25 protein-coding genes are annotated in these 22667 nt (G+C 55.9%); 12 read left to right on the top strand and 13 right to left on the bottom strand.

Annotated features, from left to right (window positions below; translation table 11 throughout):
* Nucleotides 1–91: 91 nt before the first annotated feature.
* Entirely contained in the window at nucleotides 92–1294 is a 1203-nt protein-coding gene (locus ACMGEE_RS05665) for a serine hydrolase (protein WP_394149382.1), read from the top strand.
* Nucleotides 1295–1341: 47 nt separating this feature from the next.
* On the opposite strand, the gene ACMGEE_RS05660 is transcribed toward ACMGEE_RS05665, so the two are convergent.
* From ACMGEE_RS05660 to ACMGEE_RS05650, 3 genes are all read right to left on the bottom strand, one after another.
* Nucleotides 1342–2601: an HAAAP family serine/threonine permease gene (locus ACMGEE_RS05660; RefSeq protein WP_301251244.1), complete on the bottom strand. Its 1260-nt coding sequence runs from the start codon at nucleotides 2599–2601 to the stop codon at nucleotides 1342–1344.
* A gap of 499 nt (nucleotides 2602–3100) precedes the next feature.
* Nucleotides 3101–3706: an undecaprenyl-diphosphate phosphatase gene (gene ybjG / locus ACMGEE_RS05655; RefSeq protein ID WP_436829865.1), complete on the bottom strand. Its 606-nt coding sequence runs from the start codon at nucleotides 3704–3706 to the stop codon at nucleotides 3101–3103.
* Between the two features lie 385 nt (nucleotides 3707–4091).
* Nucleotides 4092–5777, bottom strand: a complete 1686-nt coding sequence (locus ACMGEE_RS05650; RefSeq protein ID WP_253454756.1) for an aspartate:alanine antiporter — start codon at nucleotides 5775–5777, stop codon at nucleotides 4092–4094.
* A gap of 263 nt (nucleotides 5778–6040) precedes the next feature.
* Between ACMGEE_RS05650 and ybjM the strand changes: the two genes are divergently transcribed.
* The gene (gene ybjM / locus ACMGEE_RS05645; protein WP_253454755.1) at nucleotides 6041–6409 is read left to right on the top strand and encodes an inner membrane protein YbjM; all 369 of its coding nucleotides are present in this window, start codon (nucleotides 6041–6043) and stop codon (nucleotides 6407–6409) included.
* A gap of 78 nt (nucleotides 6410–6487) precedes the next feature.
* Here the strand turns inward: ybjM and ACMGEE_RS05640 are convergent, their stop codons facing one another.
* Nucleotides 6488–6751, bottom strand: a complete 264-nt coding sequence (locus tag ACMGEE_RS05640; protein WP_125288765.1) for a GrxA family glutaredoxin — start codon at nucleotides 6749–6751, stop codon at nucleotides 6488–6490.
* Between the two features lie 186 nt (nucleotides 6752–6937).
* Between ACMGEE_RS05640 and ACMGEE_RS05635 the strand changes: the two genes are divergently transcribed.
* The 8 genes from ACMGEE_RS05635 (at nucleotide 6938) to potI (ending at nucleotide 13930) form a co-directional block, all read left to right on the top strand.
* On the top strand, nucleotides 6938–7222 hold the full coding sequence (locus ACMGEE_RS05635) for a DUF1418 family protein (RefSeq protein ID WP_436829784.1): 285 nt from the start codon (nucleotides 6938–6940) through the stop codon (nucleotides 7220–7222).
* Nucleotides 7206–7928, top strand: a complete 723-nt coding sequence (nfsA, locus tag ACMGEE_RS05630) for an oxygen-insensitive NADPH nitroreductase (protein ID WP_253454753.1) — start codon at nucleotides 7206–7208, stop codon at nucleotides 7926–7928. The genes ACMGEE_RS05635 and nfsA overlap by 17 nt, the downstream gene beginning before the upstream one ends.
* Before the next feature lie 20 nt (nucleotides 7929–7948).
* Entirely contained in the window at nucleotides 7949–8851 is a 903-nt protein-coding gene (gene rimK / locus ACMGEE_RS05625; protein WP_253454752.1) for a 30S ribosomal protein S6--L-glutamate ligase, read from the top strand.
* Between the two features lie 86 nt (nucleotides 8852–8937).
* Nucleotides 8938–9417, top strand: a complete 480-nt coding sequence (locus tag ACMGEE_RS05620; RefSeq protein WP_253454751.1) for a YbjN domain-containing protein — start codon at nucleotides 8938–8940, stop codon at nucleotides 9415–9417.
* A gap of 396 nt (nucleotides 9418–9813) precedes the next feature.
* Nucleotides 9814–10923, top strand: a complete 1110-nt coding sequence (potF, locus tag ACMGEE_RS05615; RefSeq protein WP_253454750.1) for a spermidine/putrescine ABC transporter substrate-binding protein PotF — start codon at nucleotides 9814–9816, stop codon at nucleotides 10921–10923.
* A gap of 92 nt (nucleotides 10924–11015) precedes the next feature.
* A complete protein-coding gene (gene potG / locus ACMGEE_RS05610; protein WP_125288891.1) occupies nucleotides 11016–12149 on the top strand; it encodes a putrescine ABC transporter ATP-binding subunit PotG in 1134 nt (377 codons plus the stop codon).
* A gap of 12 nt (nucleotides 12150–12161) precedes the next feature.
* Nucleotides 12162–13088, top strand: coding sequence for a putrescine ABC transporter permease PotH (potH, locus tag ACMGEE_RS05605; protein ID WP_367317859.1), 927 nt, complete (start codon nucleotides 12162–12164; stop codon nucleotides 13086–13088).
* Entirely contained in the window at nucleotides 13085–13930 is an 846-nt protein-coding gene (gene potI / locus ACMGEE_RS05600) for a putrescine ABC transporter permease PotI (protein WP_253454749.1), read from the top strand. The genes potH and potI overlap by 4 nt, the downstream gene beginning before the upstream one ends.
* A 59-nt stretch (nucleotides 13931–13989) precedes the next feature.
* Here the strand turns inward: potI and ACMGEE_RS05595 are convergent, their stop codons facing one another.
* The 3 genes from ACMGEE_RS05595 to ACMGEE_RS05585 are packed head-to-tail and all read right to left on the bottom strand — an operon-like array spanning nucleotide 13990 to nucleotide 16238.
* A complete protein-coding gene (locus ACMGEE_RS05595) occupies nucleotides 13990–15093 on the bottom strand; it encodes a M20 peptidase aminoacylase family protein (RefSeq protein WP_436829783.1) in 1104 nt (367 codons plus the stop codon).
* Between the two features lie 13 nt (nucleotides 15094–15106).
* Nucleotides 15107–15580, bottom strand: a complete 474-nt coding sequence (locus tag ACMGEE_RS05590) for a YjiG family protein (RefSeq protein WP_253454747.1) — start codon at nucleotides 15578–15580, stop codon at nucleotides 15107–15109.
* A complete protein-coding gene (locus tag ACMGEE_RS05585) occupies nucleotides 15570–16238 on the bottom strand; it encodes a nucleoside recognition domain-containing protein (RefSeq protein WP_125288756.1) in 669 nt (222 codons plus the stop codon). Before ACMGEE_RS05585 ends, ACMGEE_RS05590 begins: the two co-directional genes overlap by 11 nt.
* A 262-nt stretch (nucleotides 16239–16500) precedes the next feature.
* Here ACMGEE_RS05585 and ACMGEE_RS05580 point away from each other — a divergent pair, with 262 nt between their 5' ends.
* Both ACMGEE_RS05580 and rlmC read left to right on the top strand, forming a co-directional pair.
* Entirely contained in the window at nucleotides 16501–16953 is a 453-nt protein-coding gene (locus ACMGEE_RS05580; RefSeq protein WP_301251309.1) for a YbjO family protein, read from the top strand.
* 48 nt (nucleotides 16954–17001) lie between these two features.
* Nucleotides 17002–18129, top strand: coding sequence for a 23S rRNA (uracil(747)-C(5))-methyltransferase RlmC (gene rlmC, locus ACMGEE_RS05575; RefSeq protein WP_369894913.1), 1128 nt, complete (start codon nucleotides 17002–17004; stop codon nucleotides 18127–18129).
* Here rlmC and ACMGEE_RS05570 read toward each other — a convergent pair.
* From ACMGEE_RS05570 to ACMGEE_RS05545, 6 genes are all read right to left on the bottom strand, one after another.
* Nucleotides 18115–18876, bottom strand: a complete 762-nt coding sequence (locus ACMGEE_RS05570; RefSeq protein WP_436829782.1) for a transporter substrate-binding domain-containing protein — start codon at nucleotides 18874–18876, stop codon at nucleotides 18115–18117. The genes rlmC and ACMGEE_RS05570 overlap by 15 nt on opposite strands.
* A 131-nt stretch (nucleotides 18877–19007) precedes the next feature.
* Nucleotides 19008–19676 (bottom strand): arginine ABC transporter permease ArtM, encoded by a 669-nt coding sequence (gene artM, locus ACMGEE_RS05565; RefSeq protein WP_436829781.1) that lies wholly within the window; start codon nucleotides 19674–19676, stop codon nucleotides 19008–19010.
* A complete protein-coding gene (gene artQ, locus ACMGEE_RS05560) occupies nucleotides 19670–20392 on the bottom strand; it encodes an arginine ABC transporter permease ArtQ (RefSeq protein ID WP_436829780.1) in 723 nt (240 codons plus the stop codon). The genes artM and artQ overlap by 7 nt, the downstream gene beginning before the upstream one ends.
* A 4-nt stretch (nucleotides 20393–20396) precedes the next feature.
* On the bottom strand, nucleotides 20397–21128 hold the full coding sequence (gene artJ / locus ACMGEE_RS05555; RefSeq protein ID WP_125288750.1) for an arginine ABC transporter substrate-binding protein: 732 nt from the start codon (nucleotides 21126–21128) through the stop codon (nucleotides 20397–20399).
* Nucleotides 21129–21142: 14 nt separating this feature from the next.
* Entirely contained in the window at nucleotides 21143–21871 is a 729-nt protein-coding gene (gene artP / locus ACMGEE_RS05550) for an arginine ABC transporter ATP-binding protein ArtP (protein ID WP_253454740.1), read from the bottom strand.
* Between the two features lie 187 nt (nucleotides 21872–22058).
* On the bottom strand, nucleotides 22059–22595 hold the full coding sequence (locus ACMGEE_RS05545) for a lipoprotein (RefSeq protein ID WP_253454739.1): 537 nt from the start codon (nucleotides 22593–22595) through the stop codon (nucleotides 22059–22061).
* Nucleotides 22596–22667: the final 72 nt, after the last annotated feature.

Genomic DNA, 22667 nt, shown 5'->3' with positions numbered 1-22667 from the left:
CTTTTTAACGGCCATAAGCGCTAGCGTAAAAGACCCTTCGCGCGTAAATGCGACAAGCTTTTATTTTTCATAAGGATAGCCAGAAACCGCCATGACCATGATGCGCCTCTCCGCCGGAATTCACGCTGCCACGCTCCCTGTTTTGTTGCTCGTGGCCTCTTTTAGCAGCCGCGCAGCGGAAGCCCCTGTGCCGCCACAGGTTGAGGCCAAAGCCTGGATCCTGATGGACTACTACAGCGGTAAGGTACTAACCGCATCCAATGCGGACGAGCGCCACGATCCGGCCAGCCTGACCAAAATCATGGCCAGCTATGTTATTGGACAGGCGATGAAAGCGGGAAAAATTCACGATGACGATCTGGTCACCATCGGCCAGGATGCCTGGGCTACCGGTAACCCTATACTGAAAGGCTCTTCGCTGATGTTTTTAAAGCCGGGCGATCGCATTCCCGTCGCCGAACTGAACAAAGGCGTGGTGATCCAGTCCGGCAACGATGCCAGCATCGCGCTGGCGGATTACGTGGCGGGAAGCCAGGACGCCTTTGTGGGGCTGATGAACAATTACGTCCAGGCGCTGGGGCTAAAAAACACGCATTTTAAAACCGTGCACGGGCTGGATGCAGACGGCCAGTACAGCACCGCCCGTGATATGGCGCTGCTTGGCCAGGCTTTGATCCGCGACGTGCCGGCGGAATACGCGCTGCATAAAGAGAAAGAATTCACGTTCAATAATATCAAACAGCACAATCGTAACCGTCTGCTGTGGAGCACAAATCTGCAGGTAGACGGCATCAAAACCGGCCATACCGCCGGGGCGGGAAACAACCTGGTCGCTTCAGCGACGCAAGGAGAACAGCGGCTGATCTCCGTGGTACTGGGCGCAGCAACCGACGCCATACGCTTTCGCGAAAGCGAAAAACTGCTGACGTGGGGTTTCCGTTTTTACGAAACTATCACGCCGATAAAAGCCGACAAACCCTTTGCTTCGCAGCGGGTCTGGTTCGGGGATCGGAAAGAGGTGCGTTTGGGCGTGGCGGAAGATGCAGCGATAACCTTGCCAAAAGATCGGGCAAAGGAGCTGAAAGCGAGCTTTACGCTCAACGAGCCGCAGCTGACGGCGCCGTTAAAGAAAAATCAGATCGTCGGCACCATTGATTTTCAGCTGAACGGTAAAACTATTGAGCAGCGTCCGCTGGTGGCGATGGATGAGGTGAAAGAGGGGGGCGTGTTTAGCCGGATGTGGGACTTTGTGCTGATGAAGCTGCAAGGCTGGTTCGGCAAATGGTTAGGCTAAGCGCTTAATATCGACATGCTACGGCGCCATCCGTGGCGCATCCCTGGTCAGAACAGGTCGTAAGCGATAGCCGAAATGGCGATCAGGCCTGTCAGCACCACAAATACGTTGCTGATTTTCCCGCTGTACTGGCGCATCGACGGCACCTTGTTAATCGCGTACATCGGCATCAGGAAAAGCAGCACGGCAATTACAGGCCCGCCCAGCGTTTCAATCATCCCCAGAATGCTGGGGTTTTTGGTTGCTACCAGCCAGGTGGTCAGAAACATAAAGACTGCCGTTATCCGGTTCAGTTTGTTTTCCGCCGGCGGCTGGCGGAAAGTCCTGGCGATCAGGCCGTTAAAGCCTTCGCGCGCGCCCAGATAGTGGCCCAGAAACGATTTGGTGATAGCGACCATCGCGATCAGCGGCGCAAGCCAGCCCATCAGCGGGGTATTAAAATGGTTAGCCAGATAAGAAAGAATAGAGATGTTCTGCTCTTTCGCTTCCGCCAGGTTTTCCGGCGACAGGCTAAGCACACAGCTGAAGACGAAAAACATCACCGTCACTACCATCATCAGATGACTGCGGGCCAGAATGCGCGCGCACTTTTTTGCCGCGTTATCGCCATATTCCTGACGCTTTGCTACCGCAAAAGCCGAAATAATCGGTGAATGATTAAAAGAAAACACCATGACCGGGATAGCCAGCCAGAGCGTCATCCACAGGCCCTTGCTGCTGCCTTCCGCATGATGAAAAATTGTGCTGTTCCAGTGTGGGATCAAAAATAGCGCCAGCGCCATCAGCACCAGGACAAAAGGATAAACCAGCACGCTCATGGTTTTAACAATGGTCTCTTTGCCGAAGCGCACGATAGCCATCAAACCCGCAATCAAAATCAGCGACAGCAGCGCTCTGGGCGGTGGCGACAAATGAAGCTGATGGGTGATAAAGCTCTCGACGGTGTTGGTGATAGCCACGCTATAAACCAGCAGGATAGGATAGATAGCAAAGAAATAGAGTAGGGTAAGCAGCGTGCCCGCGCCCGCGCCGAAATGTTCTTCCACCACGCCGGTAATATCCCGATCGCCGCGCCCGGAGAGCACAAAGCGACAGAGACCGCGATGAGCGAAAAAAGTCATAGGAAAAGCGAGAGCCGCCATAATAAGCAGAGGAATCAGCCCGCCGATACCGGCATTGATCGGTAAAAACAGCACGCCAGCGCCGATAGCCGTGCCGTACAGGCCGAGCATCCACGTGGTGTCGCTTTTGCGCCACTCTGTCGACGCGTCCGTTGACGGCAGCGTAGCCGTTTTAGTGGATTCCATTGACAATCTCCCGGTTGAAAATAGTGAGCTAAATAACCTGAACGTAAAGCAGGAAAACGGCGCTCGTCAGCGTAATTAACTACTCTGGCTGAGGCGAGCAACACTCTACCACCAGAAAAAGAAGAAGAAAGGGAAAATTAGAAGGCAGAGATCTCAGATAAAGGGATTACTTTGCGTCTTTATAGCGCGATCGTCTGAATGGAAAGGTTAGCACCATAAGAAGTGCTGAGTGGAAGCGGTTACTATAGTCATTAAAACCAAATCTGGCCGCTGCGCGATTGGTTAAATAATGCTCTCTCACGAGCATTTACAGTATTTATTAGTTTTATATATATAAATCAACAACTTAAAAATTAAGCTTCAATGCGTAGGGTTAATTTTATTCGTTTGCGCAACGGACGAATAAAAGGCGTTTATTATTTCGGCCTGTTGCGCAATATTGTGTCGATAATGTAAGCCGTTGCTTCGGCCTGATTATTACACTTAACCTGGCAAAGTATTATTCACGCACCCAGCCTTTGCGAATAGGGAAAGCAAACAAGAGTCGGTAAAGCGAAGAAATATTATGCAATAAGCGCCAGCCGCAAAAATGCCACGTAACCTGCGCCACCAGGCAGGAAAGCATCCCCAACAGCAGGCCGCCCAGCATATCCATTGGCCAGTGAACGCCCAGGAAGATGCGTGACCAGGCAATTGCCAGGCCGGCCGCCAGCAGCACTACGCCTGACCAGGCGCGATGCCAGCAGAAAAAGGCGATGGCAAAAGTGAAAATAATGGTGCCGTGATTGCTGGGATAGGATTCCGTCGCGTCGTGCGCAAGAAACTGATGGCCCAGTCCGATAACAAAGGGGCGTGGATGAGGATACAGGCTGCCAATCAGCCAGGATACGGTTAAGGCGCAGGCCAAAGCGATAGCGGTTTTCAGGACCAGCCGGCGCTGCGAGCCAACCTGACTTCTCGGCCCCCACAGCCACAGCGCGACAATAAGTACGGGCACAATGGTGATCAGATCGCGAGCCACCAGGGTAGCCAGCGATATCAACCAGGCGGGCGTGTCGGGCGTGGCGTTAATCCAGAGAAACAGCGACCGGTTTAGCGCTTCCAGCATGGTTATTTCCTCATCTCGTTCAGCGGTACCTGACGTACCTGAAAGTAAAAACGGGCCGGTGAGGCCTTAAAGTGTCGCAATCTGCTCAGAGGTTTGCGCGGCGGCCAGGCCGTCACGGCATCCCTGAAGGCAGCCGCATAAGGTAGAAGCGGCCCAATAAAAGTTAAATAGGCTCGCTCTTAATTCCGTTAGCGGTTGTGGTTTCGTTAAGGATTGAGGACAGAAAAAGGGGAACAGGCAGGAAACAGCGGAAAACAAAAAGAAAAAAACCCGTCAATCATAAGATTAACGGGCTCCACAATCTGGGGATTTCAAAGAAAAGCAGTGGCATTAATTATGACTGCGGGCACCAGCAAAAGTTCGCAAACAATCGGAAATTATTTTAGCCACCCATCATTGGCCAGATCAGCACGATTAACGTTCCGGCCAGCGTGAGCAGGACGTTAGCGATAGCGTAAGTTCCCGCATAGCCGAGGGCCGGAATATTGCTGCGGGCCGTGTCGCTGATAATTTCCATGGCTGGCGCGCAGGTGCGAGCGCCCATAATGGCGCCAAACAGCAAGGCGCGGTTCATTTTCAGTACCCAGGCGCCAAAAACAAAGCTGATCACCACCGGCAGCAGGCTGACCGTCAGGCCGGCCGCCAGCATCAGCAGACCGGTATCGCCCATGCCGTGCGAAAGACCGCTGCCCGCGCTTAATCCTACGCCGGCCATAAATACCATCAGGCCAAACTCTTTCACCATCGTTAAGGCGCCCTGCGGGATATAACCAAAGGTCGGATGGTTCGCCCGCAGAAAGCCCAGCATGATCCCGGCGAACAGCAGGCCAGCCGCGTTGCCCACGCTAAAGCTGAAGCGGCTGAACTGAAAGGTGACCATGCCCACCATCAGCCCGATAATAAAGAAGGCGCAAAAGGCCAGCAGATCGGTAACCTGGCTGTGAATAGAGATAAAGCCGATTTTGTCAGCCACCGACTTCACCCGCCGCGCTTCACCGCTGATTTGCAGCACGTCGCCTTTGTTTAAAATAATGCTGTCATCAATAGGCATTTCAATCTGGCTACGGATCACGCGGTTCAGAAAGCAGCCGTGATCCGTCAGCTTGAGCTGGCTGAGCCTTCTGTTCACGGCGTTATTGTTTTTGACCACGATCTCTTCGGTGATGATGCGCATATCCAACAGATCGCGATCGAACACCTCTTTGCCGTTGCGGAAGCTGGGGTCAAGACGGGAATGCGCATCCGGGTAACCCACTAATGAAATCTCGTCTCCCTGCTGCAGGACGGCATCGCCGTCAGGATTGGCAAGAATGCCGTTGCGGCGGATACGCTCTATATAGCAGCCGGTTTGCCGATAGATACCCAGCTCGCGCAGGTTCTTACCGTCAATCCAGGCGACCAGCTCCGGCCCTACGCGATAGGCGCGGATCACCGGCAGGTAAACCTTGCGCTGTTCGGCATCCAGGCCACGCTCGCGGGCAATCTGCTGCGCGCTGGTCGGCAGATCCTGGTGCTGAAGCCGGGGAAGATAGCGTGCGCCGAAAATCAGGCTGACCAGCCCGACCAGGTAGGTCAGCGCATAGCCCAGGCTGAGGTTGTTCTGCGCCTGGCTCAGCATCGCACCGCTGGGATAGGTATGGCGCAGCGTGTCGCCAGCCCCCACTAATACCGGCGTGGACGTCATTGAGCCTGCCAGCATACCGGCGGTCAGACCGATATCCCAGCCAAAGAGTTTGCCCAGCCCCAGCGCAATCAGCACCGCGCTGGAAACCATGACCAGCGCCAGCATCAGATAATTTTTGCCGTCGCGGAAGAAAATAGAGAAAAAATTCGGCCCGGCTTCCACACCCACACAAAAAATAAATAACATAAAACCGAGATTAAGGGCGTTGGGATTCATCGTAAAATGCTGCTGGCCAAGCAGAAGAGAAACAACTAAAACGCCAATAGAATTACCCAGTTGGACTGAACCCAAGCGTAATTTACCCAGACAGAGCCCGAGCGCCAGTACGACGAATAATAACAGAATGTCATTTCCACTTAACAAATCTGCGACGTTTATATTCACGGTTTAACTTCTTGTTTACTAGTAACATGTTGAATTAAAGGGTGTTTTACGCTAAATTTATTGCACTGCCATCAGAGCAGCGGCAACATTCAGGAATTTCCGCGAATTACAGCCCAGAGCCAAATAAAACGGTCGTCATTTTAATCGCTTCACGCTTTTTCAGCCAGTAAAAGCCATGGCTTTTGTTTATTTAGAACAGGGAAAATCAGTCCGGCGTCATTCCGGCCAGGTGATAACATCAATTACCGAGAGAAGATCCTATTATGTTTAAGGGTATGTCCTGGACAAGCGTAGCGTTTAGTTTTGTTCTCTACAGCATCGTTTTTCTGGCGGTACGTTACGGTATGGTCATAGAGGGGACGGCCTGGGCACAGGCGAGGCCGGGCCTGTTGATGTTTACTCTGCCGGGCGCTATCGCGGCGCTGACCTCAAAAGAGCACCCGCTGACGATAGCGTTATTGGGCGCTTTACTGGCTACGCCGCTTTGCCTGATTTTTCTGCACTACTATTCGCTGCACTATCACGCACCGTTGCAGGAGCTGGCTTTTGATACCAGCGCGATATTCTGGTGCGGTTCCGGCGCGCTGGCCGTTATGCTCTGCCGCACGCTGTTCTGGCATTCGCACAGCTAAGCGCGGCAGGCAAAAAAAAGAGGGCCGCATGGCGGCCCTCTTTTTTATCATCCCAACAAAAGTCAGGAACAGAAAGTCTTACTGGAACAGGCCCAGGTTTTCTTTGGCATAGGCTTCAAAATCGGTGCAGCCGCCAATGTGAGTCTGGTCGAGGAAAATCTGCGGTACGGTTTCCACCGGTTTGCCCACGGTTTTTTCCAGATCGGCTTTGGTGATGCCTTCAGCGTGGATGTCCACGTAGCGGAAGTTAAAATCTTCACGCTCTTCGGTCAGTTTTTCAGCCAGTTCTTTAGCGCGGACACAATAAGGACAGCCAGGACGTCCAAAAATTACGGCAAACATAGGGTTCTCCTCAAAGGTCAGATTTAGTGTGATGTACATCACAACTTATCATGTAATGGCGCTTATCATGCCCACTTCCGCAGGTGAAAGAAAGAAGGAATTACCTGTCGTTTCGATTCGTTTCATCTATATAGAGATAAACCGGTTACGCTGTATGAACGCTTAACACCCAGAGACGGAGGCGGTATGGGAGGTTTAACCTTCAGTAACATGCCTGAACCAGTGCTGATTGCCGAGGCGCTGGGCGGAATTATCCTGCTGCTCTCTTACTTAGCGCTGCATCAGGTGCTACCCTTGCCTGCATCTTTTTCCGGAGCCTTTGCTGCCACGATCCTGCTTATCGTTGGCCTTATGATGATGCTGCCCGCCGCCATTGTGATGATGTGGCGTACGGCGAAAGCAATGGCGCCGGAGCTGTTTAACTTGTCTGAAAAATCCTCACCAGGAGAGAAGCATGACGCCGACCATTGAGCTACTTTGCTCCCACCGTTCTATCCGATCTTTTACTGACCAGCCCATCGGCGAGGCTGAACGAGCGGCGATTATCGCGGCCGCGCAGGCGGCTTCCAGCTCCAGCTTTTTGCAGTGCTCTTCCATTATCCGCATCACCGACAAAGCGGTGCGTGAGAAGCTGGTCGAGCTGACCGGCGGACAAAAATATGTTGGCCAGGCCGCCGAGTTTTGGGTTTTTTGCGCCGATTTTAACCGTCATCAGCAGATCTGTCCGGAAGCGCAGCTGGGCCTGGCGGAGCAGCTGCTGCTGGGCTGCGTGGATACCGCGCTGATGGGGCAAAACGCGCTGGTGGCCGCAGAATCGCTGGGGCTGGGCGGCGTTTATATCGGCGGCATCCGTAACAGCATCGCCGAAGTCACCGAGCTGCTGGGCCTGCCGAAGTTCGTGCTGCCGCTGTTTGGGCTGTGCCTGGGCTGGCCTGAGCAGATCCCGCAGTTAAAACCCCGCATGCCGGCCGCTATGCTGGTTCACGAGAATCGCTATCAGCCGATCGACCCGGACACGCTGGCCGCTTATGACGCCCAGCACGAGGCGTATTATCTGACGCGTGAAAGCAACGCGCGGCGTGAAAGCTGGAGCGAACATATCCAGAAAACCATTATCAAAGAAAGTCGTCCGTTTATGCTTGATTACCTGCATAAGCAGGGATGGGCAACCCGTTAAAACCCTTTCGGAGAAATCGGGTGAAAATAGCGATTCTTTCCCGGGACGGCTCGCTCTATTCCTGCAAGCGGCTGCTGGCAGCCGCCCAGCTACGCGGTCACAGCGTTGAAGTTATCGATCCGCTGTCCTGCTATATGAATATCAATCCCGGATCGTCGGCCATTCATTACCAGGGCAGGCAGCTGAGCCATTATGATGCGGTTATCCCGCGTATTGGACCGGCTATCACCTTTTACGGCACGGCCGTTTTGCGGCAGTTTGAGGTTTGCGGCAGCTATCCGCTTAACGAATCGGTCGCTATCACCCGCGCGCGCGACAAGCTGCGTTCTTTGCAGCTGCTTGCCAGGGAAGGCATTCCCATGCCGATTACGGGCTTTGCGCATTCGCCGGACGATACCAGCGATCTGATCGAGATGGTGGGTGGCGCGCCGCTGGTCGTCAAGCTGGTGGAGGGCACGCAGGGCATCGGCGTGGTGCTGGCGGAGACGCGTCAGGCGGCCGAAAGCGTGATTGACGCTTTCCGCGGCCTTAACGCGCATATTCTGGTGCAGGAATTTATCAAGGAAGCCAGAGGCAAGGATATCCGCTGCCTGGTGATCGGCGGCAGGGTAGTGGCGGCTATTGAGCGGCAGGCCAAAGAAGGCGAGTTCCGCTCAAATCTGCATCGCGGCGGCAAAGCGCGCAGGGTGGAGATCACCGACAGCGAGCGGGAGATTGCCGTGCACGCGGCGGCGACGCTGGGTCTGGACGTGGCGGGCGTGGATATTTTACGCGCCGAGCGCGGGCCGCTGGTGATGGAGGTTAATGCCTCACCGGGTCTGGAAGGCATCGAAAAGACCACGGGGAGGGATATCGCCACGCAGATGATCGCCTGGATTGAGCAGCAGGCGAAGCCTGGTTTCTGTCTGAAAACCGGCGGTTGACCTGATATTTACTACACAGTCGTGGTGTTCAGGGGCTTTTTTACGTAAGCTAGGGCGCAATTTTAAGGCAGTAAGAGACCAATTACATGGATTCACTCGTCGTTCCCGATATCGAGCTTTTACGACGTTGGCTGGATCAGCAGAGCATCACCTGGTTTGAGTGCGATTCCTGTCAGGCGCTTCACCTGCCGCATATGCAGAATTTCGACGGGGTGTTTGATGCCAAGCTGGATCTGGTGGACAACGTTATTCTGTTTTCCGCGCTGGCGGAAGTCAAACCCACCGCACTGATCCCGCTGGTGGGCGATCTGTCACAGATCAACGCCAGTTCACTGACGGTGAAAGCTTTCGTTGATATTCAGGATGATAATCTGCCCAAGCTGATTGTCTGCCAGTCGCTTACCATCACGGCTGGCCTGACCTATGGGCAGTTCGTGCATTTTATGAAGCAGAGTGAAGAGCAGATCTCAATGGTAGTGATGGAAGCCTTTGCCAATCATCTGCTGATGATGAGCGAAGAGGAAGATCGCGGCGAAATCATCGCTTCACACTCTATGCTGCACTGATTTTCAGTCACTATTTCAGGGCCTGGCGGCCCTGACGGACGCATATCTCCCTGTTTAAGGCCGCATCCGGCCGTTTCCTTCATTTTTCCCCCGCGCTTTTCCCGCTTTTATGCTGGCTCAGGGCCGTTTTTCCCCTATTTTCTGCGCCGTTTTCCCGCTCCCGGCTCGCTTGCATAGAGTAAAACCAGGCGAATATCGATAAAAGGCGTTTTTTGCGCCCGGCTCTGGTCTGGCCTGCATTGTGGGACTATCCTTGCGAAACTGCATTTTGTGTGCAAGGTCGCAGCAGGTATAGGTTTTTTCTATTTAACAGCGCGGCGGCTAATCCTTACAGTAAGCGAAACGCCGTTGGCCCGCTTTTAGCCGTAATTATCTCTGTTCAGGAGGATGGAAAACATGTTCAACCAGCGTAAAAAATGGTTGTCAGGCTTGGTTGCTGGCATGGTGATGGCGGTTTCAGCTGGCGCCACGGCGGCGGATAAGACGCTGCACGTCTATAACTGGTCCGACTATATTGCGCCCAATACCGTGCCTGATTTTGAGAAGCAGAGCGGCATTAAAGTCGTCTATGACGTGTTCGACTCCAACGAGGTGCTGGAAGGCAAGCTGATGGCCGGCAGCACCGGCTACGATATCGTGGTGCCATCCTCCAGTTTTCTGGCTCGCCAGCTACAGTCCGGCGTCTTTCAGCCGCTGGATAAGAGCAAGCTGCCAAATTATAAAAACCTCGATCCTGATTTGCTGAAAAAGGTTGAGCAGCACGATCCGGGCAACAAATACGCCATTCCCTACCTTTGGGCCACCACCGGCATTGGTTATAACGTCGATAAGGTGAAAGCCGCACTGGGCAAAGATGCGCCGGTTAACAGCTGGGATCTGGTGCTGAAGCCGGAGAATCTGGAAAAACTCAAAAGCTGCGGCGTCTCTTTCCTGGACGCCCCGGAAGAGATTTTTGCTACCGTTCTGAACTACCTGGGCAAAGATCCTAACAGCAGTGATGCCAAAGATTATTCCGGCGCGGCGACCGATCTGCTGCTGAAGCTGCGTCCGAGCATCCGCTACTTCCACTCTTCGCAGTACATTAACGATCTGGCGAACGGCAATACCTGCGTGGCTATCGGCTGGGCGGGCGACGTGCTGCAGGCGAAGAATCGCGCTGCCGCCGCGAAAAACGGCGTGAACATCGCCTATAGCATTCCAAAAGAGGGCGCGCTGGCGTTCTTCGATATGCTGGCCATTCCTAAAGATGCGAAGAACATGGATGAGGCTTATCAGTTCCTGAACTATCTGATGGAGCCAGCCGTGATGGCGAATATCTCCAACAAGATTTTTTACGCCAGCGGCAATAAAGCGTCGGTGCCGTTAGTGGAGGCCAGCGTACGCGACAATCCGGGCATCTATCCCAACGCCGAGACGATGGCTAAATTGTTTGTGCTGAAAGTCCAGGATCCGAAACTCGATCGTGTGCGCACGCGGGCATGGACTAAAGTTAAAAGTGGCAAGTAGCTGAAGCCTCACTGAGTTATCACAGAGGCGACCCCGCCTCTGTTTTCTTTTTATACGGCATGACCGTTTAAAAGCGCCGGAGTGTAATGGAAGTGAACGACGCGATCCCTCGTCCGCAAAAAAAAGTCAGCAGGGCGGTTACGCCGCTGCTGGAAATTCGCAATCTGACCAAGTCCTTTGACGGACAGCACGCGGTTGACGACGTCAATCTGACAATTTACAAAGGTGAGATCTTCGCGCTGCTGGGCGCTTCCGGCTGCGGCAAATCCACGCTGCTGCGGATGCTGGCCGGGTTTGAAGCGCCTACCTCCGGGCAGATTATGCTGGATGGCCAGGATCTCTCCCACGTGCCGCCCTATCAACGCCCGGTCAATATGATGTTTCAGTCCTATGCGCTTTTTCCGCATATGACGGTGGAGCAAAATATCGCCTTCGGCCTGAAACAGGATCGGCTGCCCAAGGCTGAGATCGCCGAGCGCGTCAGTGAGATGCTGGCGCTGGTGCATATGCAGGAGTATGCAAAGCGCAAACCGCACCAGCTTTCCGGCGGACAACGGCAGCGCGTGGCGCTGGCCCGCAGCCTGGCTAAACGCCCTAAGCTGCTGCTGCTGGACGAGCCGATGGGCGCGCTGGATAAAAAACTGCGTGACCGGATGCAGCTGGAGGTGGTGGACATTCTGGAGCGCGTTGGCGCGACCTGCGTGATGGTTACTCACGATCAGGAAGAAGCGATGACGATGGCCGGACGTATCGCCATTATGAATCGCGGCAAGTTCGTGCAGATCGGCGAGCCGGAAGAGATTTACGAGCATCCCACTACGCGTTACAGCGCCGAGTTTATCGGTTCAGCAAATATTTTTCAGGGAATGCTGCGCGAGCGCCAGCCAGACGGTCTGATTATCGACAGTCCAGGCCTGATCCATCCGCTGAAGGTTGATTCCGACGCATCCATTGTGGACGGCGTGCCTGTACACGTGGCGCTGCGCCCGGAAAAAGTCATGCTGAGCGATGAAGTGCCCGCCGATGGCTGTAACTTTGCCGTGGGCGAAGTGGTGTATATTGCCTATCTGGGCGATCTCTCCATCTACCATGTGCGCCTGCACAGCGGCCAGATGATCAGCGCGCAGTTGCAGAATGGCTATCGCTTCCGTAAAGGGGCACCGACCTGGGGAGACGAAGTCCGCCTCTGCTGGGATACGGATAGCTGCGTCGTGCTGACGCAATAAGGGGAGGCGTTTATGACTCAAGTTACTGCGTCCAGACGTCCGGCATTGCTGAACAGGCTGCGCTCAAGCCGCAAGCTGGCGATCGCGCTGCCTTATCTCTGGCTGGTCCTGCTGTTTCTGCTGCCGTTTCTGATCGTGCTCAAGATAAGCTTCGCCGATATTGCGCGAGCTATCCCACCCTATACGGACCTGTTCAGCTGGGCGGATGGTCAGCTGACCGCGGTGATCAATTTTGGCAACTATCTGACGCTGACGGACGATCCGCTCTATATCGATGCCTATCTGCATTCGCTTCAGGTGGCGGCAATTTCTACCGTAGCCTGCCTGATTATCGGCTATCCGCTGGCGTGGGCCGTGGCGTACAGTTCGCCTTCTACCCGCAATATCCTGCTGCTGCTGGTGATCCTGCCTTCCTGGACCTCCTTTTTGGTGCGCGTTTATGCCTGGATGGGCATTCTGAACGATAACGGCGTGCTGAACCGTTTTCTGATGTGGAGCGGCATTATCGATCATCCGGTGGCAATCCTTTATACCAATCTCGCGGTCTATATCGGCATCGTCTACTGCTATCTGCCTTTTATGGTGTTGCCTATTTACACCGCGCTTACCCGTATCGACTATTCGCTGGTGGAAGCCTCGCTGGATTTAGGTGCCCGTCCGCTGAAAACGTTCTTTAGCGTAATAGTGCCGCTGACCAAAGGCGGCATTATCGCCGGCTCCATGCTGGTGTTTATTCCGGCAGTCGGCGAATACGTTATCCCGGAACTGCTCGGCGGTCCGGACAGCATCATGATCGGCCGCGTGCTGTGGCAGGAGTTCTTTAACAACCGCGACTGGCCGGTCGCCTCGGCGCTGGCGGTAATTATCCTGCTGATCCTGATCCTGCCTATCATCTGGTTTCATAAGCATCAGAACAAAGAGCTGGGAGAAAAAGCATGAGTGCTTTGCCGACCGTGCGCTCCCCGTGGCGTATTGCAATCCTGATAGTCTGCTTTTTCTTCCTGTACGCGCCGATGGTGCTGCTGGTGGTCTATTCCTTTAACTCATCGCAGCTGGCCGCCTGGGAAAGCTTCTCGCTGCACTGGTACAACGTGCTGTTCCACGATGGCGCGATGATAAGCGCGGTCACGCTGAGTCTGACCATCGCCGCGCTGTCGGCAACGGCCGCGGTGATTTTGGGCACGATGGCGGCGGTAGCGATCGTCCGCTTCGGCCGCTTTAAGGGATCAACCGGCTTCGCCTTTATGCTTACCGCGCCGCTGGTGATGCCGGACGTGATCACCGGGCTGTCGCTGCTGCTGCTGTTTGTGGCAATGGGCAATACCTTTGGCTGGCCTGGCGATCGCGGCATGCTCACTATCTGGCTGGCGCACGTCACTTTCTGTACCGCCTATGTAGCGGTAGTGATCAACGCCCGTCTGCGCGAGCTGGACCGCTCTATTGAGGAAGCGGCAATGGATTTAGGTGCCACGCCGCTGAAGGTCTTCTTCGTGATCACCGTACCGATGATCGCGCCCGCGATCGTCACCGGCTGGCTGCTGGCCTTTACGCTGTCGCTGGACGATCTGGTGATTGCCAGCTTCGTTACCGGGCCGGGCGCGACCACGCTGCCGATGCAGATTTTCGCCACCGTGCGGCGCGGCGTTAATCCGGAGATTAACGCGCTGGCGTCGCTGATCCTGTTTGTGGTGGGCATTGTCGGCTTTATTGCCTGGCGGTTTATGGCGCACGAAGAGAAACAACGCATTCGGGATGCGCAGCGCGCGCAAAAAGGTCACTAACGGCAGGCCGATCAGGGACGATCGGCCTGGCGGCGCAGTCAGCCTGAATGGCGGCGCGGCTAGCCTAGAATCTTTATCACGCAGGCCTTAAAGATTTTCACCCCCACCGGCAGCGCATCCAGGTCAAAACGCATATCCGGATGGTGCAAACCCGGCGTCAGGCCGGTGCCCAGCCCCCAAAACCCTGCTTTGATTGCCGGACGCTGCACGGGATAGTGGAAGAAATCTTCACTGCCCGGCGTTGAGCGTACCGGCATCAGCGCCGCTTCACCCAGCACCTCTTTGATCACTTCCGCCACCAGCGCCGTCATCTCCGCATCGATCTCAGCGGCGGGCATTGCTTTCAGCACTGCAATTTTAGCGGTAGCGCCGTAGGCCGCCGCGCTTTGCGTTATCGCTCGCTCCACCCGACTTTGCAGCTGCGTCATATCCTCGTTTTCCGCCGCGCGCAGGTCAAACACTACGCGGGCCGTGTCGGGAACGGAGTTAGTGACGCCCGCATCGCATAAAAACCGGGTGGCCTTGGCGCTCCAGCTTTTACCCGGCGCCATATGCACGGCGTTAACAGCCTGTACGGCGCTGACAGCGGCATCCAGCGCGTTGATGCCCAAATGCGGCCGCGCGGCGTGAGCGGTTTGCCCACCTATGGTGGCTTCAAGAGTGACGCAGGCGGAATAGTACATGGCGGGGATCGCGGTGCCGACGGCGCACTCCTCCGCCGGACGAAGATGAAAGCCCAGCAGCATATCCACATCCTCGACCGCGCCGCCAGCTACCATTGCCAGCGCGCCGGTGCCCAACTCTTCCGCTGGCTGGAAAATGAGCTTCAGGCGGCCTCGTTTAACTGCGTTCTCTGCTTTTAGCTCCTGCGCGGCGGTCAGCACCACGGAAGAGTGCGCGTCGTGCCCGCAGGTATGGCGCGCGCAGGCCTCGCCGTCGATGATATGCCCCAGCGCGTCCATATCGGCGCGCAGCGCCAGCGTTGGGCCGGGTACGCCGCTGTCGAGCAGGGCGACGATACCGGTTGTGCCGTTGACGTTTTCCGTCACCTGAAACCCGGCGGCTTTCAGCTGCTGACCCAGGTAAGCGGAAGTCTTAAACTCCTCAAATCCCAGCTCCGGGATTTCATGCAGAAAGGCGTAATGTTCCAAAACTTTTAACACGATAAAGCCTCCATTAAGCGATAAAACGCATCACCAGCATGGCGATAACGGCATTCAGAACGCTGGTCAGCATCAGTAGCGGCCAGTGCTTTTTCGGCACGTCGGCCACGCCCAGCAGGCGACCCATATATTGCAGCTGCGATCCCATCAGAAAGATGGCCGGCGCCAGGATGGTAATATCGGCGCCGGTCAGCACGCCTTTCGCCAGCAGGCTTACCGCCACGCCGGTTCCGGCCGACGACGAAAGCCAGGCGGTAAGCAGCACCGTCACGGCTTCGCCCGGTAGCCCAAACAGGCCCATTACGGGCGCAAAGACCTTGCCGATAAAGGCCATCACGCCCAGCAGGTTAAGCATCTCGGCAATCACGTACGCCATAATGACGTTAGGCATTAAATTATGAATAGCGATATGAAACCCTTTGCGCGCGCCAACCACGAACACATCAAAAGGATTATGGGAAACGGCAACGGGCGGATTATTTTTCATGCTGGAAATCCTGCTTATAAACAGTAGCTAACACCAGGCGCACCACGGCAGCGCCAACAAACTTTAATACAAACATCAGCACCAGCGGCACCAGCACCGGGACGGAAAGCGAGACGAACAGCGCCGAGCCAATGGCAAAATAGTTGTTAATCAGCCCCGCGCCGGAGTATTGCCAGGCGGCCATAATCACCACGTCCTTTTTACCTATCTGTTTCTCATCGTGCAGCTCTTTGGTCAGCGCCGCGCCCGCGTCGGTGCTTTGCAAATCGGTGATCAGCGCCAGCCCGCAGCGGCCCGGAATGCCGAGCAGGGGTTTTAACAGCGGCGTCAGCAGCTTATGAGCGGCGCGGATGGCGCCATAGTGGGTGAAGATTTCCAGCAGGCCCAGCGCCAGCATCACCGTCGGCACCAGCGAAAGCGCAAACAGAAAACCGGCTTTAGCGCCCGTGCCGCCCTCACCGAGAAAGGTGGCGCGCGCGGCATCCTTAATGGTGCCGAACTTGCCGCCGAGGGTGGTGAAGTCAAACGCGCCCAGCCATTTTGCCCCTTCCACGTTTAAAAACAGGCCGGAAAAAAAGAGAATAGCCACGATCAGGGCCAGATAAGCGCCAATGCCTGGCGTCCAGTGTTCACGAGCTTTTGCCGATCCAGTCTCCATTTCTGTCTCCCGAGTAGCGATCCGAAAAATCTTATCCAGTGGCAATTGTGCGTAAACTGGACTAAACATAAATTGCTGCCAATTCAACAGGTGAGAAGCAGTTATCGTGCCAGGAAAGAGGATCGAGCAAAGAAAGCCTCGCGCTTTCTTTTTCTCTGGCGCTAACGAAGCGACAGCCGTGGCCGAAAGCACGGCAAACGAGGGCAGGGGAACGCTGCACGGGCATACCTGCACTAAAACGGAGCATGGACGGGAGAAAATGATGTCAGAGGTGCTGAAACAGGAGCCAGCCTGCGAGATCCCCGTCCCGGTGGTGGTGGCGGCAATCGCTATCATTATGACACGCTGCCTGAGCGTCGCGCTGGAAGTGCATGAAATGGGGCTGAATACGCTGCTGAATGTTATCCATCTTGCCGCGCAAAGCTGGAGCGCCACCCTGATATTTATCGCCAGCCAGCTGCTCTTTTTTATTGAGCTACGCTGTGCGCTTGCGCTATTGCATGGCCGCCGCTGGGGACGTCTGGGCTACGGCTGTTCGCAGCTAATCGTGATCGGTTATATGCTGATGGCGTCGGCGGGCTGGATCGGCCCGGAAATATTTTCTTTACACGGCGAGCAGGGGCATCTGCTGCTCTCGCAAAAGCTGCCTGACCTGCTGGTGCTGGGGCTGCTCTTTTTCCCTGCCAGCAGCCGGGAATTTTTTCAGCAGCGCTGATCCCACAGTGGTACAATCCCCGCCCGCTTTTGTTTGACGAGATTTGACATGCACTGCGCCCTTTATGATGCCGATCGCTGCCGCTCCTGCCAGTGGCTGGATCGCCCCTATTCGCAACAGCTGAACCAGAAGCAGTCTGAGCTGCAACAGCTTCTGTCCGCGCAGGCGGTCAGCGAATGGCTGCCGCCGGTCACTTCGGCGCAGCAGGGTTTTCGCAACAAGGCGAAAATGGTGGTCAGCGGCAGCGTGGAGCGCCCGCTGCTCGGCATTGTGCATCGCGACGGGACGCCAGTCGATCTTTGTGGCTGTCCGCTTTATCCCGACAGCTTCGCCGCGGTATTTGCGCAGCTGAAACCCTTTATCGCCCGCGCGGGTCTGACGCCGTATAACGTGGCGCGCAGGCGCGGCGAGCTGAAGTTTATCCTGCTGACGGAAAGCAGCCGCAGCGGCGAGCTGATGCTGCGCTTTGTGCTGCGATCCAAAGAGAAGCTGGCCCAGCTCACTAACGCGCTGCCCGCCCTGCAGGCGCAGCTGCCGCAGCTGAGCGTAATTTCAGCCAATATTCAGCCGGTGCATATGGCGATTCTGGAAGGCGAAGAAGAGATCCCGCTAACGGAAAATCAGGCGCTGGCCGACCAGCTGAACGACGTGCCGCTGTGGATCCGGCCGCAGAGTTTTTTTCAGACCAACCCGGCGGTAGCCGCCTCGCTGTACGCTACGGCAAGAGCATGGGTAAGCGAGCTGGGCGTCAAAAGCATGTGGGATCTGTTCTGCGGCGTAGGCGGCTTCGGCCTGCATTGCGCCACGCCAGAGATGTCGCTGACCGGCATTGAAATCAGCGCGGAGGCCATTGCCTGCGCTAAACGGTCAGCGGAAAAGATGGGGCTGGAGAAAGTCAGCTTCGCCGCGCTGGACTCTACGGCGTTTGCTACCGGCGAAGGCAGCACGCCCGATCTGGTGCTGGTCAATCCGCCGCGTCGCGGTATTGGCGCCGCACTCTGCGAGTATCTGAGCCGCATGGCGCCGCCGTTCATTCTTTATTCCAGCTGCAACGCGCAGACCATGGCTACCGATATCGCCCGCCTGAGCGAATATACCCTTGTTAAAGTGCAGCTGTTCGATATGTTCCCGCATACCGCGCACGGCGAAGTGCTGACGCTGCTACGGCATCTCTGACTCGGCGGGCAGGTCAGCCGCCGGGCCAAGCCAGCGCTGCTTCAGCATGTGCAGCGTACCGTCATCGCTCAGGCTTTGTAGCGCGCCATTCAGCTGCTCCAGCAGCGCCTTATCGCCTTTACGTACCGCGATACCCAGGCCTGCACTGAAATAGCGATTATCCGTAATCGGCTTGCCTACGGCGTCCAGGCCGGGATTGCTTCTCAGGATGGTCTGCATGGAAGGCGTCTCGCCAAAAATGGCGTCGAGCCTGGCGCTGCGGATATCCAGAAGCGCATTCTGATAGTTGTCGTACGCGACAGGAATGATATCCGGCCACGAACTTTGCAGCCAGGCCTGTAAGGTTGTGGCATCGGCGACGCCAACGCGCTTGCCGCGTAGCTCCGCTAAAGAGGCGTAGCGGCCTTTAACCGCAATCACCATGCCGGAACTTTCCAGATAAGGCTGGGTGAAATCCGCCTCTTCCCGGCGCTCTTCGGTAATATCCAGGCCGGAAATCACCGCGTCATAGCGGTTGAATTTTAGCGAAGGCAGCAGGCGGTCAAAATCATTATTGGTAAAGAGGCACTGCCGCGCTATTTTTTCGCACAGGGCTTTTGCCAGCTCGATATCAAACCCCACCAGCTGATGCCCGGCATTCAGGTAGACAAAAGGCGGATAGGTCGCCGAAGTGGCAAAGCGAAGCGGGCCGCTGGCCAGCGCGTTGGCAGCAAATCCGACAAGCAGAAAAACGCAAACCTTAAGCATGTCTCCGGCCCTTGCGTGAATATTATCGGGATAGTATGACGGCTGCCGCCGCGGCGTTATGCGCGGATTAACTGACGGTTAAGCGCTGTTATTTGACGAATGCCGACGACCGATGCCGCCGGCATGGTGGCTCAGCTACGGCGCTCGAAAGCCAGCGCTCGTCGTTCTATCAGGCGCATCATCAGCGTCAGCAGGCCGTTAACGCACAGGTAAATGACGCCTGCTGCGGCAAAAACCGTCACGTCGTAAGTACGCCCGTAAAGCTGCTGTCCCCGGCCCATCACTTCCATTAGCGTAATGGTATAAGCCAGCGAGGTGCTCTTAAATACCAGTACCACCTCGTTGGAATAAGAGGAAAGCGCGCGTTTAAACGCGTAGGGTAGCAGAATGCGCAGCGTATCTTTACGGTTCATCCCCAGCGCGGCACAGGATTGCCACTGACCGGCAGGAATAGCTCTGACCGCGCCGTAAAACAGCTGGGTGGTATAGGCCGCGCTGTTAAGCGAAAGCGCGAGCAGGGCGCAAAGCCAGGGCTGCGACAGCCCGTTCCATAGCCACGGGATCGCCTGAATGGAAGGAAACTGTCCCGGCCCATAGTAAATCAAAAAGATTTGCACCAGCAGCGGTGTGCCGGTGAACAGCGTAATATAGCCGCGCACGACCTGGCTCAGGACCGGGATCTTCAGCGACAGGATCACCGTGAACAGCAACGCCAGCAGCAGCGCCAGCAGCAGTGAGGCCACCGTCAGCGTCAGGCTGGTATGCAGCCCTTTCAGCAGCTCGGGTAAATAGCTCAGCATCCGTTATTCCCCTGCTCAAAACGGGTGGTACGCGCTTCGATACGCTTTAAAACCTGCTGGCTGAGCAGCGTGATAATTAAATAAATCGCCGCCGCCACCATGTACCAGGTAAAAGGCTCCTGCGTGCGTGAGGCGATGCTTTTGGTTTGCAGCATAATATCGTTGACGCTGATCAGCGATACCAGCGCCGTATCCTTCAGCAGCACCAGCCACTGGTTGCCCAGGCCCGGCAGCGCGTGACGCCACATTTGCGGCAGGATCAGACGGAAGAATATCGCCGGCGTTTTCATGCCCAGCGCCTGGCCCGACTCCCACTGTCCCTGAGGCACCGCCTTCAGCGCGCCGCGCAGCGTCTGCGAAGCGTAAGAGGAATAAAGGATCGACAACGCGATAACGCCGCAGAGAAACGGGCTGACGTCGAAATTTTCAATCGTCATCTGCACCGGCAATGAAGCGAAGCCCAGATGCAGCGTAAAGCCGTCGGAAAGCGTCAGTAACAGCTGCGAGGCGCCAAAATAGACGAACAGCACCACCAGAATTTCCGGCAGCCCGCGAAACAGCGTCACCAGCGCGGTGCCGATCCAGGCGATCGGCCGCCAGCGGGCGGACTCCCAGACGGCGAAAATCATCGCCAGAATCAGGCCTGCGGCCAGCGCAGAAACGGCAAGGCCGACGGTCATCCCGGCGGCGCTTGCAAGAGGATAAAATTCGTTCATTCCGTTATTGCTGGAACCATTTGCTGTAGATGGTTTTATAGGTGCCGTCGGCTTTCACTTTATCCAGCGCGGCGTTGAATTTGCCCTGAAGCTGGGTGTTGCCCTGGCGCAGGGCAATACCCAGTCCGGTGCCGAAGTAGTCTTTATCGGTGACCTTCTCGCCAACCGCGGCCAGCGAGGCGTTCTGCTTCAGCCACTCGTTAACCACCGCCGTGTCGCCGAATACGGCATCAATACGGCCGTTTTTCAGATCCAGAATGGCGTTCTGATAGCTGTCGTAAGGCACGGTTTTCACCTCCGTCAGTTTCTCGGTCAGGTATTTCTGGTGCGTGGTGCCGTTCTGCACGCCGACGCGTTTGCCTTTCAGCGCGGCTACGTCAGCAACTTTGCCTTTCTGCGCGATAAATAAAGCGGAATTATCGTAATAGGCTTTGGTAAACAGCACCTGTTTTTCACGCTCGGGCGTAATATCCATTCCGGCCATCACCGCGTCGAAGCGACGGAACTTCAGGCTTGGGATCAGGCTGTCGAAAGCCTGATTGGTAAAGGTGCAGGTCGCGTCCATCTCTTTACACAGCGCGTTCGCTAAATCGACATCAAAACCCTGAATTTTGTTGTCGGAATCGACAAATTCAAAAGGAGGATAGGAGGCTTCAGTAGCAAAACGGATGGTCTGCGCGGCGCTGGCGCTCAGGCTTACACCGGCTAACAGCGCGGCAAGTACGATTTTTTTCATCATTATGTCCTGCATCAGTGCGAAAGATAATTGGCAAACGCTTCGGTTTGCGGCTGTGTAAAGCGGCTGGCGTCACCCTGTTCCACGATATAACCATTCTCCATATAGACGACGCGGCTGGCCGTTTTGCGCGCCACTTCGACCTCATGGGTAACGATCACCTGGGTGATATTGGTTTCAGAGAGTTCCTGAATAATCGCCACGATCTGCGCCGTGATTTCCGGATCCAGCGCCGCCGTTGGTTCATCAAACAGCAGCACGGCCGGTTCCATCATTAATGCGCGAGCGATAGCAACACGCTGCTGCTGTCCGCCGGACAGGTGCAGAGGAAAACGGTCGGCGAATTTGGTCAGGCGCAGGCGTTCCAGCAGTTTTTCGGCGCGAGCCAGCGCCCGATCCTTGCTTAATCCCAGCACGCGGCAGGGCGCTTCGATTAGGTTCTGCATCACCGTCAGGTGCGGCCAGAGATTGTACTGCTGAAACACCATGCCAACGTTTTGACGCAGCTCGCGGATAGCCGCGTCGCCCGGCGCTTTGCTGAAGTCGAAATGGTGACCGGCGATCCCCAGCGTGCCGGAGCGCGGCATTTCCAGCAGGTTCAGCACGCGCAGCAGCGAGCTCTTGCCGGCGCCGCTTGGGCCGAGCAGCACCAGCGTTTCGCCTTCCGGGCAGGTCAGCTGAATATCAAAAAGCGCCTGATGGGCGCCATAAAAGCAGTTTACAGCGTTTAGTTGAATACTCATGCGCAAAAAGTGAATAGCGATTAGTTCTGCGAATCTTAACGTTGACGGCATAGTTATGCAATCAGCGCGGCGAAAAATTCGCTTATGCAGGCAAGTTAACTACAAGGCTAGCACAAAATGAGGGAGGCTGGATGAAAATGCAGCAGGGGAAAGAGGCGCACCGCTCGTCGGCGGTGCGCGGAAAACACTATCGCAGCAGGCGCTGGCTGAGGGAGCCGCCTTCAATATGCGGCGCGGGGCCAAGATAGCGCACGTCGTCCACCGCCCAGCAGGTGCCCTCATGGATCATCAGCACTTCATCCTGCCAGCTTTGCGGCTTGTCACCGTCGCGGCTGAGCTTAACCCGCAGCGGAATATTGCGCGCGTCGTGGTTAGGGATTGACGATGAATCCGCTACGCTCGCCGAGGTGGCGCCCGCCGCCTGGCTTGAGAAGATATCCCCGCGCAGGGTCGCTTCTTTTTGCGGATCGCTATCGGCCTTCAGCAGCGTCTGATAGAGCCTGTCGCTGAGGTAAGGACGATATTTAGCCAGCTGGGTGGCGTTCGGCAGGCCCTGAGCAGGCTGCTCAAGGCGCAGATCGTAAAACGCCTGGGCAACAGAATCCGGGCCGCCTTCGACGCAGGGAGAGGTGCGGCTGCCATTATCCTTAAAGACGGGTTGTACCGTGGTACAGGCGCTGAGCAGCAGCGCCAGCGGAGCCAGAGCGGCAAGCTGTAACTTCATCTTGATTTCCTTATGGTTTCTGGATGGCGTTTTTTAGCATAAAGTATAGCTGGTCTGCCTGGCCATAAGAGC

The organism is Erwinia artemisiae (genome assembly GCF_051400835.1).
GTDB lineage: Bacteria > Pseudomonadota > Gammaproteobacteria > Enterobacterales > Enterobacteriaceae > Erwinia > Erwinia aeris.
This window is presented reverse-complemented; position numbering and strand designations above follow the sequence as displayed.